The sequence below is a fragment of the Pseudomonas sp. 22189 genome, assembly GCF_052045635.1.
GTDB lineage: Bacteria > Pseudomonadota > Gammaproteobacteria > Pseudomonadales > Pseudomonadaceae > Aquipseudomonas > Aquipseudomonas parakoreensis.
Genome location: NZ_JBQEPG010000005.1, coordinates 164,220 through 179,397, shown reverse-complemented (window position 1 = coordinate 179,397; position 15,178 = coordinate 164,220). Strand labels below are relative to the sequence as shown.

Annotated in this window: 14 protein-coding genes; 4 read left to right on the top strand and 10 right to left on the bottom strand. The window is 61.1% G+C overall.

Annotated elements, in window-relative coordinates:
* Nucleotides 1-39: 39 nt before the first annotated feature.
* The 6 genes from ACTJKS_RS07175 to ACTJKS_RS07150 all read right to left on the bottom strand — a co-directional run bounded on the left by ACTJKS_RS07175 (nucleotide 40) and on the right by ACTJKS_RS07150 (nucleotide 8,295).
* A complete protein-coding gene (locus ACTJKS_RS07175) occupies nucleotides 40-1,098 on the bottom strand; it encodes a sugar kinase (RefSeq protein WP_108182653.1) in 1,059 nt (352 codons plus the stop codon).
* Nucleotides 1,091-1,873 (bottom strand): AP endonuclease, encoded by a 783-nt coding sequence (locus tag ACTJKS_RS07170; protein WP_108182654.1) that lies wholly within the window; start codon nucleotides 1,871-1,873, stop codon nucleotides 1,091-1,093. The genes ACTJKS_RS07175 and ACTJKS_RS07170 overlap by 8 nt, the downstream gene beginning before the upstream one ends.
* A gap of 178 nt (nucleotides 1,874-2,051) precedes the next feature.
* On the bottom strand, nucleotides 2,052-3,080 hold the full coding sequence (locus tag ACTJKS_RS07165) for a LacI family DNA-binding transcriptional regulator (RefSeq protein ID WP_108182655.1): 1,029 nt from the start codon (nucleotides 3,078-3,080) through the stop codon (nucleotides 2,052-2,054).
* 166 nt (nucleotides 3,081-3,246) lie between these two features.
* On the bottom strand, nucleotides 3,247-3,888 hold the full coding sequence (locus ACTJKS_RS07160; RefSeq protein WP_108182656.1) for a DUF1345 domain-containing protein: 642 nt from the start codon (nucleotides 3,886-3,888) through the stop codon (nucleotides 3,247-3,249).
* Nucleotides 3,889-4,023: 135 nt separating this feature from the next.
* Nucleotides 4,024-7,122 (bottom strand): efflux RND transporter permease subunit, encoded by a 3,099-nt coding sequence (locus tag ACTJKS_RS07155; RefSeq protein WP_108182657.1) that lies wholly within the window; start codon nucleotides 7,120-7,122, stop codon nucleotides 4,024-4,026.
* A gap of 15 nt (nucleotides 7,123-7,137) precedes the next feature.
* Nucleotides 7,138-8,295 (bottom strand): efflux RND transporter periplasmic adaptor subunit, encoded by a 1,158-nt coding sequence (locus ACTJKS_RS07150; protein WP_108182658.1) that lies wholly within the window; start codon nucleotides 8,293-8,295, stop codon nucleotides 7,138-7,140.
* A 277-nt stretch (nucleotides 8,296-8,572) separates the two neighbouring features.
* Here ACTJKS_RS07150 and ACTJKS_RS07145 point away from each other — a divergent pair, with 277 nt between their 5' ends.
* Both ACTJKS_RS07145 and ACTJKS_RS07140 read left to right on the top strand, forming a co-directional pair.
* Entirely contained in the window at nucleotides 8,573-9,274 is a 702-nt protein-coding gene (locus tag ACTJKS_RS07145; RefSeq protein WP_041063735.1) for a response regulator transcription factor, read from the top strand.
* Nucleotides 9,275-9,278: 4 nt separating this feature from the next.
* Nucleotides 9,279-10,580, top strand: coding sequence for an ATP-binding protein (locus ACTJKS_RS07140; protein ID WP_108182659.1), 1,302 nt, complete (start codon nucleotides 9,279-9,281; stop codon nucleotides 10,578-10,580).
* Between the two features lie 106 nt (nucleotides 10,581-10,686).
* Here ACTJKS_RS07140 and pncA read toward each other — a convergent pair whose 3' ends face one another.
* The 4 genes from pncA to ACTJKS_RS07120 form a co-directional block, all read right to left on the bottom strand.
* Entirely contained in the window at nucleotides 10,687-11,313 is a 627-nt protein-coding gene (pncA, locus tag ACTJKS_RS07135) for a bifunctional nicotinamidase/pyrazinamidase (RefSeq protein WP_108182660.1), read from the bottom strand.
* Between the two features lie 50 nt (nucleotides 11,314-11,363).
* A complete protein-coding gene (locus ACTJKS_RS07130; RefSeq protein ID WP_108182661.1) occupies nucleotides 11,364-12,122 on the bottom strand; it encodes an anti-sigma factor family protein in 759 nt (252 codons plus the stop codon).
* Entirely contained in the window at nucleotides 12,119-12,577 is a 459-nt protein-coding gene (locus ACTJKS_RS07125) for a sigma-70 family RNA polymerase sigma factor (protein ID WP_262947953.1), read from the bottom strand. The genes ACTJKS_RS07130 and ACTJKS_RS07125 overlap by 4 nt, the downstream gene beginning before the upstream one ends.
* Before the next feature lie 90 nt (nucleotides 12,578-12,667).
* Nucleotides 12,668-13,201, bottom strand: a complete 534-nt coding sequence (locus ACTJKS_RS07120) for a tetratricopeptide repeat protein (protein ID WP_108182663.1) — start codon at nucleotides 13,199-13,201, stop codon at nucleotides 12,668-12,670.
* Nucleotides 13,202-13,376: 175 nt separating this feature from the next.
* Here ACTJKS_RS07120 and ACTJKS_RS07115 point away from each other — a divergent pair, with 175 nt between their 5' ends.
* Nucleotides 13,377-14,150: a class I SAM-dependent methyltransferase gene (locus ACTJKS_RS07115; protein WP_108182664.1), complete on the top strand. Its 774-nt coding sequence runs from the start codon at nucleotides 13,377-13,379 to the stop codon at nucleotides 14,148-14,150.
* Nucleotides 14,151-14,365: 215 nt separating this feature from the next.
* A complete protein-coding gene (locus ACTJKS_RS07110; protein WP_041063746.1) occupies nucleotides 14,366-15,178 on the top strand; it encodes a crotonase/enoyl-CoA hydratase family protein in 813 nt (270 codons plus the stop codon).

The following is a 15,178-nucleotide window of genomic DNA, read 5'->3' as shown; positions in this document are numbered from 1 at the left end:
TTGCTCCTGAGCTTGTTGTTTTTGTCGCAGCAGGTTCAATTAATGGGTTGTCTGAGCGGGCCTCATCGCTGGCAAGCCAGCTCCCACAGGTATCTCGGGTAAGTCGACTATTGCATTCCCACCGCCGAACCCTGTGGGAGCTGGCTTGCCAGCGATGGCGGACTGGAATTCAGCGATGAGCTCGGACCGGGTCGGCAACCCCTCCATATCCCCGCGACTCTGCACCGCCCGACTGCCAACCCAGTTGGCGCGTTGCACCGCCTCGGCAAAACTCTGATGCTCAAGCAGGGCACTGATCATGCCGACGGCAAATCCGTCGCCCGCACCCACGGTGTCGACCACGTTGGCCACCGGCACTCCGGCGACAAACCCCTGATCCAGTTGCGTGCGGTAATAGGCGCCTTGCGGCCCAAGCTTGATCGCCACGGCTTCAGCGCCCTGATCGAGATAGAACGCGGCGATGTCCGCCGGGTCTTCGAAGCCGGTCAGCAAGCGACCTTCGCTCAAACCCGGCAGTACCCAGTGGGCGAGGGCGGCGAGGCGATTGATTTCGCGGATCATCTCCCGTTCGCTGGCCCACAGGCTCGGGCGCAGATTGGGGTCGAACGACACGCTGCGCCCGGCATGGCGCATGCGTGTCATCAGCTCGAACGACATTTCCCGAGCGCTGGCTGACAGTGCCGGTGGAATCCCGGTGGCGTGCAGGTGATGGGCGCTGAGCAAGGTATCGGTGATCGACTGGACGGACAGACGACTGGCCGCGGAGCCACGGCGGAAATACTCGACCTGTGGGTCGCTGCCATCGTCGTTACGGGATTTGAACTGGAAACCGGTCGGGTGCTGGTCATCGACCGCGACGTGACTGCAATCCAGACCCTCCTTGATCAAGGTATTAACCACAAACCGCCCAAGTGAATCGTTGCCGACCCGGCTCAGCCACGCCACATTGAAACCCAGGCGCGACAAGCCGATCGCCACATTGCTGTCGGCGCCGGCAATGCGTTTGTGAAAATGTTCGACCGCCGCCAGATCACCGGTCTGCTCGGCGACCAGCATCGCCATGGTTTCACCGAACGACAGAATATCGATCTCAGACATGGGCAGGCTCCAGACGCGATTGGCCAAGGCGGGCGAGGGCGGCGACATGTTCGGTGGTCAGTGCCACCAGGTCATCGCCCTGCAATGGGTATTCGGCGGCGCGCATAACGCCTTGGGCCATGTGCCGCAGCAGTTGTTCCCACAAATGCAGGTCGCTGACGGCGGGCGGCACGGCGATCAGTTTGCCGTCGGCGCGCCGGGCCACGGCTTTGCAGTGCACGTAGCCGACATGCCGTCCGAGCAGACGTGCGGCGTTGGCGGCGGACTGGTCCTGCCACTGCCAGTTGCCGATGTCGAAGGTCATCTTGATCGGCAAATCATGCTGCTCGACCGCCGCGAAAAAGCGCTGGAACGGCTCGATGCGGCCGCCCTGCAAGGTCTGGTCGTTTTCCACCAGCAGCTGCACCGGACTGTTGCCCAGCAGTTGCTGCAGCGCCTGCAGATCACAGTTGTCGGTGAAGTAGCCGAGTGAGACTTTCAGCCATTTCGAGCCAAACGCCTGGGCGTGTTGCAGGGCGTTGATCAATTCGGGATTGGGCCGCGCCTGACCGGCGAGCCACAGTTCGGTCGGCGACGAATAGATGCTTTGCAGACCCTGCGCCTGGGTGGCGGCCTGCAGTTGTGCAGGCACTTCGCGGGTCAGCAACTCTTCGCGCCATTCGATGCGATCGGCACCGGCGGCGGCCAGCACGTCGATGAAGAAATCTTGCCCGCGTTGGCGCACAAGCTCGGCGCCGTAGCTGGACAGGCTGATGGAAACGGCGGGTTTATTCATTGTTATCTGCCTCTGAAACCGGTTTCATTTTTGTTCAAAAAAATATCAGGTGGTTCTGTGATGGCCTTTCGGGCTTCGTCGCTGGCAAGCCAGCTCCCACAATGTTCTGGGGTATTGGATGGATTGCATTAACACCACAAAACCCTGTGGGAGCTGGCTTGCCAGCGAAGGCGTCAGCTCACACACCACCATTCCCTCGGGTAGAACCGCGCTCAATCAGCACGGGGGCAAAATCGAGCCTGCGTGGGATCTCGACATCCCCCCGCAAACGCTTCAACAGACACTCAAACGCCCGCGCGCCAATCTCGGCCGTTGGCTGGGCGAGGGCGGTAATCCCGCTGCCCACCAACGGGTACCAATCCAGGTCATCCAGGGCAATCAGGCCGACATCCGCGAATAGCCCGCAGCCGATTTCACGCAAGGCGAGGGTGCAGGCCAGCGCCGCCACGCCGTTGGCGCAGAACAGTGCTTTAGGCCCGGTAGCCGGTGTGTTCAAAAAGGTTTGAAGATCAGTGGCGAGTGTGTCGCCGGTTTCCAGCACGGCCCCGGTCAATTCGGTACGCTGGGCAATGTGCGCCTGAAAACTGCTGACCCGCTCGATCCGCGAACTGGTGCCGTCATAAGGTTCAGTCACCATCAACACATCGCGATAGCCGCGCTGCTCAAGGTGCGTCAGGGCCATCTCGACAGCCTGCGCGTTGTTCAGCCCGAGCATGTCGCTATTGAGGCCATCGACCTTGCGATCCACCAGCACCAGCGGCATTTCCCGGTGCAGTTCGTGGAGTTCGTCACGGTGATGACCGAGGGTGTTCACGATCAGCCCTTCGATGTTGTACGAGCGCAACAACGCCAGGTGTTGGCGTTCCTGCTCGTCATCGCGGTCGGTGTTGCACACCACCAGGCTGTAGCCATGCGCACGGCAGGCGGTTTCCACCCCGTGCATCACGGCAATCGAATAAGGGTTGCGGATATCGGCCACCAGCATGCCGATCAGGCGCGTGCGCCCGCGTTTCAGACCACGGGCCATCTGGTTCGGGCGGTAACCCAGTTCGCTGATCGCCTGCTCGATACGCAGGGCGATGGCGTCGGAGAGCAGGGCGCGGTCATCGCCGATGAAGCGCGAGACGCTGGCCTTGGACACGCCGGCGCGTTCGGCAACATCGAGCATGGTCACGCGGCTGCGCTGGGCGGCGGAAAAGTCGTTCACGGTGTGAAACCTTATTATTGGATTTATTCGTTTCGCGCGCCGCGATGGCGCTGAAACCGGTTTCAGGAAACACCAGAAGCCGACGCTCCGTCAAGTGAATGCGCGTGGTACTTCAACGTGGCGCCGACGGGCGGTGCTTAGCGTTATTGAGGTATCTGCGCAATGCTCAGCCAAACAGGCCGGCAGCAATGTTGATCGAAAAGCCCAGAATCGCGGTGTTGAACACAAACCCGATCAACGACTGCGCCAGGACGATCTTGCGAATGTCCCGGGTAGCCACGCCGACATCGGCCGTCTGCACCGCGACGCCGATGGTGAAGGAAAAATACAGGAAGTCCCAGTAATTGGGCGTGGTCAGGCCTTCGGCAAAACGCAGGGCCGGTTCCTTGCCGTCCCAGGTGTAAAACAGGCGTGCGTAGTGCACACAGAAGATCACCCCGATCACCAGCCATGAACCTACCACGGTGACGGCGGTGAAGGCGTAATGCAGAAGTTTGCGATGGGGATCCAGATCCTTGGTGCCGGCCAGTTCCAGGGTGATGGCGGCGAGACTCGCCAGGGCTGCGATACACACCACGAAGAGCACCAGCCCGGCGTTTTCGTCTTCGATGACGGCAATACGTTTGACGTCCGGCGCCTTCGCCCGGACGGTCAGCCAGAACATCAGGATCAGGTAGGTCCAGACGCCCGCATTCCAGCCGATGAGGATTTTGCTGACGATGGCGTCGGCAGGAACCAGCAGGCCGGTGGCAAGGCCAACCAGAGCGGCGGCGGACAGGCGAGGGTGGGTGCGGGCGAGAAAGCGCATGGGGATTCACAGTGATGATCGATCCCTGCACCTTAGCGCACGCTATCGTGCTTTTGTAGGCGCTGCTGGCTGCGATTCTTTTGATTCTGTTCTATCAAGATCAAAAGATCGCAGCCTGCAGCTCCTGCAGTGGGATCAAGGGTGTTTGCTGAAGCGTTGGACGAGCTTCATGACCACCACGAAAAACAACGGCACAAAAATCACCGCCAGGGTCGCCGTGATCATCCCGCCGATCACCCCGGTACCGATCGCCTGCTGACTCGCCGAACTGGCACCGGTGGCGATGGCCAAAGGCACCACGCCAAGGATGAACGCCAGCGAAGTCATGACAATCGGTCGCAGACGCAGGCGCGCTGCCTGCAACGTTGCATCGATCAGGTCGTGGCCTTCGTCATACAGGCTCTTGGCGAATTCGATGATCAGGATCGCGTTCTTCGCCGACAGACCAATGATCGTGATCAGCCCGACCTTGAAGAACACGTCGTTGGGCATGCCGCGCAAGGTCACCGCCAGCACCGCACCGAGTACGCCCAGCGGTACCACCAGCAGCACCGAGGTCGGAATCGACCAGCTCTCGTACAGCGCCGCCAGACACAGGAACACGATCAGCAGCGACAGGCCGAGCAGGATCGGTGCCTGACTGCCGGACAACCGTTCCTGCAGCGACAGCCCGGTCCATTCCTGACCCAGGCCTTTCGGCCCTTGGGCGACCAGTCGTTCAATCTCTGCCATCGCTTCACCGGTACTGTGCCCCGGCGACGGTTCGCCAGAAATCGCAATCGCCGGGTAACCGTTGTAACGGGTCAGTTGCGCCGGGCCTTGGGTCCATTTCGCCTGGACGAACGCCGACAGCGGCACCATGTGCCCGGCGTTATTGCGCACGTGCATTTTCAGCAGATCATCGACCTGACTGCGCTGATCGCCTTCGGCCTGGACCACCACCCGCTGCATGCGCCCCTGATTGGGGAAGTCATTGATGTAGGAAGACCCCACGGCGGTGGACAGCACGTTGCCGATGTCGGCGAACGACACACCCAGCGCGTTGGCCTGCTTGCGGTCCACTTCCAGTTGCACCTGCGGCGCTTCGGCCAGCGCGCTTTCGCGCACGTTCATCAGGATCGGGCTTTTCTCGGCGGCGGCGAGCAATTCGGTACGCGCCTGCATCAACGTCGCGTGACCGAGACCGCCGCGATCCTGCAGACGGAATTCGAAGCCGCTGGAAGTACCGAGACCGTCAACCGGTGGCGGCAATACCGCAAACGCGATGGCGTCCTTGATCTGGCTCAGGGCGATGTTGGCGCGGTCGGCAATCGAAGTGGCCGAATCGTCGCTGCCGCGTTCCGACCAGTCTTTCAGGGTGGTGAACGCCAGTGCCGCATTCTGCCCGCTACCGGAGAAACTGAAGCCGAGAATCACCGTGCTGTCGCCCACCCCCGGTTCACTGGCGTTGTGCGCCTCGATCTGCTCGACCACCTGCACCGTACGGTTCTTGCTCGCGCCCGGCGGCAGCTGGATATCGGTGATGGTGTAACCCTGATCCTCGACCGGCAGAAACGAGGAGGGCAGCCGCGCGAAGCACAACCCCATGCCGATCAGCAGCACGCCATAGATCAACAGATAACGTCCGCTGCGCTTCAGCGCGTAACCGACCCAGCCTTGATAGCGATCGGTCAGTTGCTCGAAGCGGCGATTGAACCAACCGAAGAAGCCGCTCTTTTCATGATGCTCGCCCTTGGCAATCGGCTTGAGCAGCGTGGCGCACAAGGCAGGCGTCAGCGTCAGGGCCAGGAACGCCGAGAACAGGATCGACGTCGCCATCGACAGCGAGAACTGCCGGTAAATCACGCCCACCGAACCCTGCATGAATGCCATCGGGATGAACACCGCCACCAGCACAAGGGTAATGCCGATGATCGCCCCGGTGATCTGCTTCATCGCTTTGCGTGTGGCGTCTTTTGGCGACAAGCCTTCGGTGGCCATGATCCGCTCGACGTTTTCCACCACAACGATGGCGTCGTCCACCAGAATGCCGATCGCCAGCACCATGCCGAACATGGTCAACACGTTGATCGAGAAACCCAGCGCGAGCATGGTGGCGAAGGTGCCCATCAGCGCCACCGGCACCACCAGTGTGGGAATCAGGGTGTAGCGAATGTTCTGCAGGAACAGGAACATCACCGCAAACACCAGCAGCATCGCTTCGCCGAGGGTGTAGACGACTTTGGTGATCGAGACTTTGACGAATGGCGAGGTGTCGTAGGGAATCTTGTATTCGACGCCGGCCGGGAAGTAGCGCGACAGCTCGTCCATCTTCGCCCGGATCAACGTGGCGGTCGCCAGCGCATTGGCCCCCGGGGCCAATTGCACGCCAACAGCGGTGGACGGCTTGCCGTTCAGACGCGTGCCGAACTGGTATTCCTGACTGCCGATCTCGACCCGCGCCACATCGCCGATGCGTACGGTAGAACCATCGGGGTTGGCCTTGAGCACGATGTCGGCGAATTCTTCCGGCGTCGACAACTGACCCTTGACCAGAATGGTCGCGGTGATTTCCTGCGTAGACGGATTGGGTAAATCGCCAATACTGCCTGCCGATACCTGGGCGTTCTGCGCGACGATGGCGGCGTTGACGTCGGCCGGGGTCAGGTTGAAACCGATCAGCTTCTGCGGATCGATCCAGATCCGCATCGCGCGTTCAGCGCCGTACAGTTGGGCCTTGCCGACGCCGTCGATGCGTTTGATTTCGTTCATCACATTGCGCGCCAGGTAATCGCTGAGCGCTACGTCATCGAGTTTGCCGTCGCTGGAGGTCAGGGTGATCAGCAGCAGGAAGCCGGCGGAGACTTTCTCCACCTGCAGGCCTTGCTGATTGACCGCTTGCGGCAGGCGCGACTCGACCACTTTGAGGCGGTTCTGCACATCAACCTGGGCCAGTTCCGGGTTGGTGCCCGGCTGGAAGGTGGCCTTGATCGTCGCGCTGCCGAGGCTGCTCTGCGATTCGAAGTACAGCAGGTGATCGGCGCCGTTGAGCTCTTCTTCGATCAGGCTGACCACGCTTTCATCGACGGTTTGCGCCGAGGCACCGGGGTACACCGCATAGATTTCGATTTGTGGCGGCGCGACGTCGGGGTACTGCGCCACCGGCAATTGCGGGATGGCCAGCGCACCGGCCAACAGGATGAACAGGGCGACAACCCAGGCGAACACCGGGCGGTCGATAAAGAACTGCGGCATAGAAGAGCGTCCTGCTTACTGACCAGAAGTCTGGGCAAGGGGAAGAGGGGTGTCGTCGATCTGCACTTTTTCGCCGGGACGGGCGTGTTGCAGGCCTTCGATGACAATACGGTCGCCGGGCTTGAGGCCGCCGTTGACGATCCAGCGGTCGTTTTGCACTGCGCCCAGTTGCACCGGTTGCTGCGCCACGCGCATCTGCTCGTCGACAGTCAGCACCTGAGCGATACCTGCGCTGTCACGCTGCACCGCACGTTGCGGCACGGTGATGCCGTTCTGCACGGTCGCTTGTTGCAGGCGTACGCGGATGAAACTGCCCGGCAACAGGTCGAGATCGGGATTGGGGAACTCGCTGCGCAGGATGATCTGGCCAGTGCCTGGATCGACCGTGATGTCGCTGAACAGCAACTTGCCCGGTAACGGGTAGAGACTGCCGTCATCCTGAATCAGCGTGGCCTTGACCTGATCCTGACCGACTGCCTGCAACTGCCCGGAACGGAACGCGCGACGCAGTTCGTTGAGTTCACGGGTCGACTGGGTAAGGTCGGCGTAGATCGGATTGAGTTGCTGGATCAGCGCCAGTGGCGTGGTTTCGTTCTGCCCGACCAGCGCGCCTTCGGTAACCAGGGCACGGCCGACACGGCCGGAAATCGGCGCGGTGACGGTGGCGTAGCCGAGGTTCAGCTTCGCGCGTTCCACTGCAGCTTTATTGGCGGCCACATCGGCGGCGGTTTGCCGGGCATTGGCGCGGGCGTTGTCGTAGTCCTGAGCGCTGATGGCCTTGTCGTCGATCAACTGCGCGTAGCGCTGCTCTTGCAACTTCGCCTGAAAGGCGTTGGCCTCGGCCTTGCGCAGCGCGGCTTCGGCGCTATCAAGATCAGCCTTGAACGGTGCCGGATCGATGCGAAACAGCACGTCGCCCTTTTTCACGTCGCTGCCTTCACGAAAGGTTCGTTGCAGCACCACACCGGCGACCCGGGCGCGTACTTCGGCGATGCGCGGTGCAGCGATGCGCCCGCTCAGTTCACTGCTGATCGACAGGGGGCGGGCCTCGATGGTTTCGATACGCACGGTGGCCGGCGGCGCTTCTTCTTCGGCCTTCGAAGACGAATCACAGGCGCTCAGCAACGACGCAACAGCGATCAGGCCGAGCCCGGCCAGAAGTTTTTTCGACATGTACCACCCCCAATATTGAAGCCCGCATCCTAAGGCCAGACGCCGAGGGTAGCGGTGAAGCTTTGTAGGCGCTGTGTGAAATTGTGTAAGGGTTTTACTCAGGGACGCGTGAGGGCGTATATCCTTTACGCCTTGAATTCTTTTGTGACGGTTGGACCGCTTTCGCCAGCAGGCTCGCGCCCACACAGGTTTTGTGAACGAGGCAAAATCGATGTGGGCGCGAGCCTGCTCGCGAAGAGGGTCTGACATCCACCACAGCAATATCTGGAACACCCTCATGCCCAACATCCTCCTGGTCGAAGACGACACCGCCCTCGCCGAACTGATTTCCAGCTACCTGGAGCGCAACGGCTATTCCGTCAGCGTGATCGGTCGTGGTGACCATGTGCGTGAACGGGCACGGATCAATCCGCCGGACCTGGTCATTCTCGACCTGATGCTGCCGGGGCTCGACGGCCTGCAAGTCTGCCGTCTGCTGCGGGCCGATTCGGCGACGCTGCCGATCCTGATGCTGACCGCCCGCGACGACAGTCACGATCAGGTGCTGGGCCTGGAAATGGGCGCCGACGATTACGTCACCAAGCCCTGCGAGCCACGGGTCCTGCTGGCCCGGGTGCGCACCTTGCTGCGACGCAGCAGCCTCGGTGAACCGATGACGGTCAATGACCGCATCGTCATGGGCAATCTGTGCATCGATTTGTCCGAGCGCACCGTGACCTGGCGCGGGCAGCCGGTAGAGCTGTCCAGTGGCGAATACAATTTGCTGGTGGTGCTGGCCCGGCATGCCGGTGAAGTGCTGAGCCGCGATCAGATTCTGCAGCGCCTGCGCGGCATCGAGTTCAACGGCACCGATCGTTCGGTGGACGTGGCGATTTCCAAGCTGCGGCGCAAATTCGACGACCACGCCGGCGAGGCGCGCAAGATCAAGACCGTGTGGGGCAAGGGTTACCTGTTCAGCCGTTCCGAATGGGAATGCTGAGCTGATGTTCAGAATCCTGTTTCGCCTGTATCTGGTGACGATCGTCTCCTACAGCGCGGCAATCTATCTGGTGCCGGATCTGGTGATCATGGCGTTCCGCGAGCGCTTCATCACCTACAACCTCGACTACTCGCGCGGCTTGCAATCGCTGATCACCCGTCAGTTTCACGCGGTGCCACAGGACCAGTGGCCAGCCTTGGCGCAGTCGATGGACAAAGACTTCCAGCCGCTGCACATCGTTCTGGCGCGCATCGACGACGCCGGTTTCACCGCCCCCGAGCAGGCACGTCTGCGCGCTGGGGAAAACGTGGTGCGCATTGGTGATTGGGGATGGCGCACCTTGGCGGTCACGCCGCTGAACGACGATGTCGCGGTGCAAATGGTGGTGCCGCCGGATCCGTTGGACGTCAATCTGTTGTACTGGAGCATCAACGTGCTGATCGGCGCGACCATGCTCGCCTGCCTGCTGTTGTGGATTCGCCCGCACTGGCGTGATCTGGAGCGCCTCAAGGGGGCCGCCGAACGCTTCGGTAAAGGCCACTTGAGCGAGCGTACGCAGATTCCCGCCAGCTCCAACATCGGCAGCCTGGCCAACGTGTTCGACACCATGGCCGGCGATATCGAAAATCTGCTCAACCAGCAGCGCGACCTGCTCAATGCGGTGTCCCACGAATTGCGCACGCCGCTGACCCGTCTGGATTTCGGTCTGGCCCTGGCACTGTCCGATGATTTGCCGGCGACCAGTCGCGAGCGCCTGCAAGGGCTGGTGGCGCACATTCGTGAACTGGATGAACTGGTGCTGGAATTGTTGTCTTACAGCCGCCTGCAGAATCCGGCGCAATTACCGGAACAGGTTGAGGTTTCGCTGGATGAGTTCATCGACAGCATTCTGGGCAGCGTCGATGAAGAGCTGGAATCACCGGATATCGTCATTGATGTGCTGCTGCACGGTCAGCTCGAACGCTTTTCGCTCGACCCGCGCCTGACCGCGCGGGCGATCCAGAACCTGCTGCGCAATGCCATGCGCTATTGCGAGAAGCGTATCCAGATTGGCGTGCAGGTCAGCCCTGATGGTTGCGGGATCTGGGTCGACGACGATGGTATTGGTATCCCGGATGATGAACGGGAGCGAATTTTCGAGCCGTTTTATCGCCTGGATCGCAGCCGCGACCGTGCTACCGGTGGTTTTGGTCTGGGCCTGGCCATCAGCCGCCGGGCGCTGGAGGCGCAGGGCGGGACACTGACGGTGGAAAGCTCGCCGTTGGGTGGGGCGCGGTTCAGGTTGTGGTTGCCCACTGCAAGCTGAGCATCAACCCACTGTAGGAGCTGTCGAGTGAAACGAGGCTGCGATCTTTTATCTTGTTCTTGAAATCAGAATCAAAAGATCGCAGCGTGCCGCAGCTCCTACAGGGTCAGATGAGTTGGTTCGACTGAATCAAGCCAACCCCGGCCGTCTGCATCCGCTCCATGGCCGTCGCCAGTGAGCCCTCCATATCAATCGCGCGACAGGCATCCAGCACCACAAACGTATTGAACCCCGCCGCCCGCGCGTCCAGCGCCGAGAACATCACACAGAAATCCAGCGCCAGACCAACCATGTACACCGTGTCGATACCGCGTTCTTTGAGGTATCCGGCCAGCCCGGTGGTGGTGCGCCGGTCCGCCTCGAGAAACGCCGAATAGCTGTCGATGTCCGGGTTGCAGCCCTTGCGGATGATCAGTTGCGCATGAGGCAGTTTCAGGTCGGGGTGAAACTCGGCACCGGCGCTGCCTTGCACGCAATGATCCGGCCAGAGGGTCTGCTCGCCGTAGGGCAACTGAATCACCTCATACGGTTGGCGCCCGGGGTGACTGGAGGCGAATGACGCGTGGCCGCTCGGGTGCCAGTCCTGGGCAATGATCACTTGTTTGAACAGGCCGCTGAGGCGATTGATCAGCGGGACGATCAGATCGCCCTCGGGTACGGCCAACTGGCCGCCCGGGGTGAAGTCGTTCTGCACGTCAATGACCAGCAGGGCGCTGCGGGGTGAAATCTGCATCGGGGGTTCCTCCTTGGATAATCACTCGCTCAGCATAGTGGCAGCGACTCTCATGCGCTCAACCGTTCGATCAAGCGCCTGGCCAGATCTTCCAGTTCCGGCGCCGGGTTGTGCCCGATCAACATCCACGCATGTTCGCCTTCGGCCCAGTACACCACGTTCATTTCATGGCGCCGTTCGTGCGCCAGTGGTCGGCTGCCGCTATTGGAGCGGGTCACGCACAAGGCCATCGGCCCATGTCTGGCGTCCAGATAGGTCAGTTGCGCAATCGGTACGCCGTCGTACTCGAGCATCTGTGCACGTTTGAGTTCCGCGCCCGGCAACTTCAGCAGCGCCGGTGACAGCTTTAGACCGAGCCGCGCGTCAACCGCACGCAATTGCGCGCGTTGGCTGGCTTCGTCGCCCGGCAAATGATCAAGCGTCTGCGGCACATACAGCGCCATATAGTCGCCCACCAAGGCGCGCCAGTTATGCGCCTGCTGTGACTGCCAGGCGAGAAACAGGCGATCGGCCAATACGCCGCCCGCCAACAGACTCGCGGCAGCCGCACCGATAAACCAGCGTCGACTCAAGCCCGGCCGCTGGGGGGCGGGGATGGCATCGAGGCGCGCCTGCAAACGCTCCAGCGGCGCCTGTTGCGCCAGTTCGTCATAGGCATCCTTGTACGGCAGGCTGCTGCGTTCAAACCATTGCACGCGCAGGCTGAGCAACGGGTCGTCGGCAATCGCGCTGTCGAGCTGATTGCGATACGCCGGATCCAGCTCATCATCAAGGTAGGCCACCAGTTGTTCGTCGGAGGGCTTGTTCATGGGCGGTCACCTCCGGTGGTTTTCGGCACGGCTTGCAGCGGCGGGTATTCGGCCAGTTTCAGCCGCGCGGTGGCCAGACGACTCATCACCGTACCGATCGGCACTTGCAGGATCTCGGCGACTTCGCGGTAGGACAGGCCTTCGACGTAAGCCAGGTATACGGTTACACGCTGGGTTTCAGGCAACGCATCGACCCGGCGAATCACCTGCGCTGCCATCACATGAGTCTGCGCGGCGTATTCGCCGTCGAAGGCCAGTTGCCCGTCGGCATCGACCTGGCCCGCACCCTGACGCACCCGGCGGGCGCGCACTTCATTGAGCCAGATCGAATGCAGGATGCTCAGCAACCAGCGATCCATGCGCGTGCCGGCGACATATTGCCCGGCACGTTCCAGCGCCCGCACGCATGTGGCCTGCACCAGATCCTCGGCCACGTGCCGATTGCGCGACAGCAGCAGGCCGTAGCGCCACAGTCGCGCCAGATGCTGTCCGAGTTCCGCTCTGAATGCCTGATCGCTGACGATGATGGCGTTCCTTTATCTGTTTCAGGTTTTCGATGAATCGTTGATGGCTTCAGCCAGGTCCTGGTATTCCTCGCAAGAGGTTCCGCAAATCGATTTGATCTGCTGCAACTGTTCCTGCGCCAGGTCGACGCGGCCTTTGATTACATAGGCTTCGCCGAGGTATTCACGCACTTGCGCGTACTGCGGATCGAGTTTCACCGATTGCAGGTAATAGCCGATGCCTTCATCGGTACGCCCCAGTTTTCGCGTGGCGTAACCGCGATAGTTGAGGGCTTTGGCGGTGTTCGGTTGTTTGAGGGTGTCGAGCAGGGCCAGGGCTTCTTCGTATCGACCGTCCTTGGCGAGCCTGTAGGCGTAATCGGTACGGTCGGCATCCGGCACGGCACGGCTGGTCTGCATCACGCATTTCTGCGATTTGCTGTCCCAGACCTGGCCTTTGGGGCAATTGGGTTTCTGCACCGGCGCACTTTCATCACCGTTGGCAAACGCCATCGATGCAGACAGCGCGGTCACCAGCAGCAACGGGGCGGCGAACATAACGGAACGGATAGTCATGGGCAAGGCTCCACAGAGGGTTATGTTTCACTTTGAACACCACAGCACGGCATTTTATTCATTGCTTTGTCAGGCTCTGTTCAAGGTAAGCGCAAATTGTGGCGTTATGCTCGGGAACGCCTGCCGTCCATCCAGCGCTTTGTCATGACCCGGCGCTGACACATGAGGAACTGCCATGAAAGATCAGGTCCATCACTCCGCTGCTGCCGGCTACAAGACTGCCGCCGACACCTACATAAGGGGCCGCCCGGACTATCCGCCGCAGGTCAGTCAGTGGCTGACGCAGACGTTGGGTCTGGACAGTCACAAGACTGTCATCGATCTGGGCGCCGGCACTGGCAAGTTCACCGGACGGCTGGCGGCCACTGACGCGCAGGTGATCGCCGTGGAGCCGGTGGCGCAGATGCTGGAAAAACTTTCCGCTGCCTGGCCGCAGGTGCTGGCGGTGAGCGGTACGGCGACCGATCTGCCACTGCCGGATGCGTCGGTGGATGCAGTGGTCTGCGCGCAGGCGTTTCACTGGTTCGCCACGCCCGAGGCCTTGAGCGAAATCGCTCGGGTGCTCAAGCCCGGCGGCAAGCTTGGCCTGATCTGGAACCTGCGCGACACGCAAGTCAGTTGGGTGCCGAAACTCGATGCCATCGTTAACGCGCTGGAAGGCGACACGCCGCGTTACTACACCGGCCAATGGCGTCAGGTGTTTCCGCATCCGGCGTTCGGGCCGCTGCAATTGCAGCAGTTCCACCATGGACATACCGGCTCGCCGGAGGACGTGATTTTCAATCGGGTGCGCTCCACCAGTTTCATTGCCGCGTTGCCGCAGGCGCAGCGGGACAAGGTCGATGAGCAGATCCGCGCGCTGATTGCCTCGGAGCCGGCGTTGCGTGGGCGGCATGTGTTGACGGTGCCTTATGAGACGGCGGCGTATGTGGCGGTGAAGGTCAGTTAGATTTTTTGCTGCACATACAAAACCCTGTAGGAGCTGCCGCAGGCTGCGATCTTTTGATCTTGAAAGTCAAAAGATCGCAGCCTTCGGCAGCTCCTACAGGGATGAAGGCGCGCCAGCATTTTTTGTGGAAGTCAGTCCCGCATTTGGCCGAACCGCCCTCGTGATGCCTTGTTATAGTTCGGGCCTCATTTTCTGCCCGGTAAAGGATCACTGCCATGACTCAATACACCGCCTTCAGCGTCGAACTGGCCGACAACATCGCGCACGTGCAGATCAATCGTCCGGAAAAGATCAACTCCATGAACGCCGCGTTCTGGAGCGAGATCGTCGAGATTTTCCAGTGGATCGATGACACCGACGAAGTGCGAGTGGTGGTGCTCAGCGGCAACGGCAAACACTTTTCCTCCGGCATCGACTTGATGATGCTCGCCGGCGTCGCCAATGAGCTGGGCAAGGACGTCGGTCGTAACGCGCGTCTGCTGCGGCGCAAGATCCTTACTCTGCAAGCCTCGTTCAACGCCGTCGATAATTGCCGCAAACCGGTGCTGGCGGCGATTCAAGGCTATTGCCTCGGTGGTGCCATCGACCTGATCGCCGCCTGCGACATGCGTTACGCTGCCGAGGACGCGCAATTCTCGATCAAGGAAATCGATATCGGCATGGCCGCCGATGTTGGCACTTTGCAACGGTTGCCACGGATCATCGGTGACGGCATGCTGCGTGAACTGGCTTACACCGGTCGTACGTTCGGTGCCGACGAAGCGCGCAGCCTCGGTCTGGTCAATCGCGTTTATGCTGACAAGGACCTGCTGCTCGAAGGCGTGATGGACATTGCTCGCGACATCGCCCGCAAATCGCCCATCGCGGTCACCGGTACCAAGGAAATGATCAGCTACATGCGTGACCACCGCATTGACGACGGCCTCGAATACGTTGCCACCTGGAACGCCGCCATGTTGCAATCCACCGACTTGCGCGTGGCCATGGCCGCCCATATGAGTAAACAGAAACCCGAATTTCTGGATTGA

Excerpts from the sequence above, each read along its gene's own strand:
- ACTJKS_RS07175 (WP_108182653.1), bottom strand. The coding sequence starts at position 1,098 with ATGTCTGAGATCGATATTCTGTCGTTCGGTGAAACCATGGCGATGCTG.
- ACTJKS_RS07170 (WP_108182654.1), bottom strand. The coding sequence starts at position 1,873 with ATGAATAAACCCGCCGTTTCCATCAGCCTGTCCAGCTACGGCGCCGAG.
- ACTJKS_RS07160 (WP_108182656.1), bottom strand. The coding sequence starts at position 3,888 with ATGCGCTTTCTCGCCCGCACCCACCCTCGCCTGTCCGCCGCCGCTCTG.
- ACTJKS_RS07155 (WP_108182657.1), bottom strand. The coding sequence starts at position 7,122 with ATGCCGCAGTTCTTTATCGACCGCCCGGTGTTCGCCTGGGTTGTCGCC.
- ACTJKS_RS07150 (WP_108182658.1), bottom strand. The coding sequence starts at position 8,295 with ATGTCGAAAAAACTTCTGGCCGGGCTCGGCCTGATCGCTGTTGCGTCG.
- ACTJKS_RS07145 (WP_041063735.1), top strand. The coding sequence starts at position 8,573 with ATGCCCAACATCCTCCTGGTCGAAGACGACACCGCCCTCGCCGAACTG.
- ACTJKS_RS07140 (WP_108182659.1), top strand. The coding sequence starts at position 9,279 with ATGTTCAGAATCCTGTTTCGCCTGTATCTGGTGACGATCGTCTCCTAC.
- pncA (WP_108182660.1), bottom strand. The coding sequence starts at position 11,313 with ATGCAGATTTCACCCCGCAGCGCCCTGCTGGTCATTGACGTGCAGAAC.
- ACTJKS_RS07130 (WP_108182661.1), bottom strand. The coding sequence starts at position 12,122 with ATGAACAAGCCCTCCGACGAACAACTGGTGGCCTACCTTGATGATGAG.
- ACTJKS_RS07120 (WP_108182663.1), bottom strand. The coding sequence starts at position 13,201 with ATGACTATCCGTTCCGTTATGTTCGCCGCCCCGTTGCTGCTGGTGACC.
- ACTJKS_RS07115 (WP_108182664.1), top strand. The coding sequence starts at position 13,377 with ATGAAAGATCAGGTCCATCACTCCGCTGCTGCCGGCTACAAGACTGCC.
- ACTJKS_RS07110 (WP_041063746.1), top strand. The coding sequence starts at position 14,366 with ATGACTCAATACACCGCCTTCAGCGTCGAACTGGCCGACAACATCGCG.